The following is a 1,759-nucleotide window of genomic DNA, read 5'->3' as shown; positions in this document are numbered from 1 at the left end:
AAATAGATTGACTATGCTAAAAACATGCAAAAACGTCATGTAACTGGTTGTCTTATACTAATTATAATTGGCACATTATTTTTAGTGCGCCCTATGATTTTTCCATGCTTAATGTCTATCGTTGTTGCGTATTTATTTAATCCACTAGTAGTCAAGTTGGAAAAGTATAAAATACCGCCCATTTATTCTGTAATTTTTCTAATATTTATTCTGCTGATGGTTTTTGTATTTGCTATTACATTTGTTTCGCCTATTATATATGTTCAAATTACCTCAATATTAAACTTTTTGATCAGCAAAGTGCCTTCATTGAACTTTATAGTTATTCAATCTGTGCTAGAATTTCTTAATATAAAAGTAGGAGATGATTTGTTTGATCACATATCTAAGAATCTAGCAGAAAATCATGGCGATCATATTTCATACGTGCTTTTGATATTACCAGTCATTTTATAATCCAAGTGTTAAGCTCGAGCTTTTAGCTTGATTCATACAGTATCATTAGTAGTAATCACTTTAGTAATCTTCTATATATTGCGTGATTAGCCTTTGATTGTAGCAAAAGTTAGTAAATTAGTTCCTATTCCATATAAAGAAAAAAGTTGCAGATTATTTTTCAAAAGTGGATTTTATCGTATCTAATTATCTAAAAGGACTGGCAAAAAATGTATGCATTGTTATGATGATCTTTTATTCTGTGAGCCTTAATATAATCGAGTTGAAACATTGTTGCTATTGGAATTTTATTGGGAACACTGACATTTGTACCTTATATAGGACCGTTGCTATATACTATTATTGGGTTTTGAGCGCTGTTACTCAATTTAATGGGTGGTTTGAACGCACTACTGTTTTACCGTTATTTGGTATAGGACAGTTAATGGATGCGAACATACTGGTTCCTTTGTTAATAGGAAGAAAGGTTCATATGCATCCAGCTGTGATTATTCTTGGAATTACTATATGTGTTTTATATTGTAGACTTATGGGTGTATTACTTTTTGTTCCAATAATAGCAATGTTTTATGTGTCAGTAGGGTATGCGGTTGATCGGTATCTTAACAGTGAGTATTATAAAAATGGTTAGCAGAATAACTATTGTAACAATGAGAGGCTAACCGCAAAATACCTAATGTACTTGAAAACGAATTTTGTCAGGGACGAAAAATGTTTAATGTACAATTAAATTTATTTGACAACAATTAAACTGATTATAGCCAGCAAGATTTCATCTTTTAAGACGAAAATAAGGAGATGTGCAATTCAGTAATTGATGATTTATCTTGGAAATGCCCGATTCTCTTTGCGCCTAAAGGTTCTGGTAAAACCCATCTTGCTCACATTTGGTAAGCGATGAACAATGTAATTTTTATCAATGTAAACAATTTCACAAGTGAGATGAGGTATAGCGACGTTTTTATTTTGGAAGATATACAAAATGTTCAAGCAATGTTATTACATTGTTACAACTACATGAAAGAAAATAACAAGAGATTACTCATTGCTTCTTCAACTTCACCAAAAACTTAATTTTAAATTGAAAGACTCGTGAGTTCTCGCATATTATCAACTACCTACGTGAAAATATCACCTGCTAGTGGGGAATTATTACGAATTATGTTAATAAAACGATTTTCAGATAAACAGTTAAAAGTCGATTTAAAAGTGATTAATTATATCTTAGCAAGAATAGAGCGTTATTTTTGCAGTTTTAATGAAGTTATAGAAAAAATAGATAGTCTATGGGATCAAATGTTAC

General features: G+C 30.6%; 2 pseudogenes. Both read left to right on the top strand.

The annotated features are described in order from the left end of the window. The first annotated feature begins 24 nt into the window (after positions 1-24). Positions 25-1,087: pseudogene (locus tag HET73_RS10020) on the top strand (AI-2E family transporter). A gap of 143 nt (positions 1,088-1,230) precedes the next feature. Further along, positions 1,231-1,759, top strand: a pseudogene (locus tag HET73_RS10015) (DnaA ATPase domain-containing protein); the annotation flags it as partial.

It is taken from the genome of Wolbachia endosymbiont of Atemnus politus (assembly GCF_013309895.1).
The sequence above is the reverse complement of the archived record's forward strand: the minus strand, read 5'-3'. Positions and strand labels throughout refer to the sequence as shown.